Source organism: Sphingomonas antarctica (genome assembly GCF_965137005.1).
GTDB classification, from domain to species: Bacteria; Pseudomonadota; Alphaproteobacteria; order Sphingomonadales; family Sphingomonadaceae; genus Sphingomonas_O; species Sphingomonas_O antarctica.
On sequence record NZ_CBCRXM010000042.1, the window covers coordinates 1 to 1,269 of the forward strand.

Here is a 1,269-nt window from a genome sequence, read left to right on the forward strand (position 1 = left end):
TGACCTGACCCCCAACCTTCATCCGGTTACGATTAGAGTCTCGGCGTTGTTGTTGCGCATGAGCGCGGGTTGAGCAATGGCCTGCGCAGCGGAGCCCGTAGGGCGTAGCGAAGCAGGCCATTGCTTATATAGTTCAGCGGCGAACGCCGCCGGAGTGGCGTATCCAAGCGAGGAGTGGGGCCTGCCGGTGTTATAATCATCGGCCCATGCGGCGATCTTTTCGCGAGCGTGCCCCATGCTCATGAACAGCGTCTCGTTGAGCAGTTCATCGCGCATCCGTCCATTGAAGCTCTCGACGAACGCGTTCTGCGTCGGCTTGCCCGGCGCCGTATAATGCCACTCGATCCCGACCTCGCCGCACCAGGCCAGCACTGCGTTCGAGGTCAGCTCGGTGCCGTTATCGCTGACGATCATGCCCGGCTTGCCGAGCTGGGCGATTAGTTCGGTCAGCTCGCGGACGACCCGCTTGCCCGAGATCGACGTATCCGGCACCGCACGCAGGCACTCGCGGGTCACATCATCGACGATGTTGAGCACCCGGAACCGACGGCCCGTGGCGAGCTGGTCATGCACGAAATCGAGGCTCCAGCATTGGTTCGGCAAGGCAAGTACAGGTGGCCGCGTGCGGCTGCCAACAGCCCGTTTGCGCCCTTTGCGGCGGCGCACTGTCAGGCCTTCTTCCCGATACAGCCGCTGGGTCTTCTTGCGGTTGATGACCACCCCGTCGCGCCGCAACAGGATATGCAAACGGCGATAGCCGAACCGCCGACGCTGATGTGCAAGTTCGCGCAGCTTCTCACGAAGCTCGCCATCGTCGCCGCGCCGCGACTGGTAGCGAATGACCGTCCGATCCGCCGCAATGACCCTGCACGCCCGCCGCTCGCTGACATCAAGCAGGGCCTGAAGATGTGCGACCGCTTCCCGCTTGGCGGCAGGCGTTACCATTTTTTTGAAAGCAGGTCCTTCAGACCCGCGTTGTCCAGCATCGCGTCCGCCAGCAACCGCTTGAGGCGTCCGTTCTCGTCCTCCAGCGCCCGCAGGCGCTTCGCTTCCGACACCTCCAGGCCGCCGTACTTGGCCTTCCAGTTGTACAGCGTCGCCTCCGACACGCCGTGCTTGCGCGCCAGATCGGACGTCTTCGCACCTGCCTCAGCCTCCCGCAGCACCCCGACAATCTGCTCTTCCGTAAACCGTATCCGCTTCATCAATCCGTCCTTCCATCAGGCCGGACTCTAATCGCATCTGGAGGAAAATCAGGGGGTCAGGTCA

1 protein-coding gene is annotated in these 1,269 nt (G+C 62.8%); it reads right to left on the minus strand.

The features are described from left to right. Nucleotides 1–18: 18 nt before the first annotated feature. A protein-coding gene (locus tag ACM9ME_RS15375; RefSeq protein WP_415644336.1) for an IS3 family transposase occupies nucleotides 19–1,205 on the minus strand; the annotation gives its coding sequence in 2 pieces (ribosomal slippage) (nucleotides 19–944 and nucleotides 944–1,205; 1,188 coding nt in all). Between the last annotated feature and the right edge of the window lie 64 nt (nucleotides 1,206–1,269).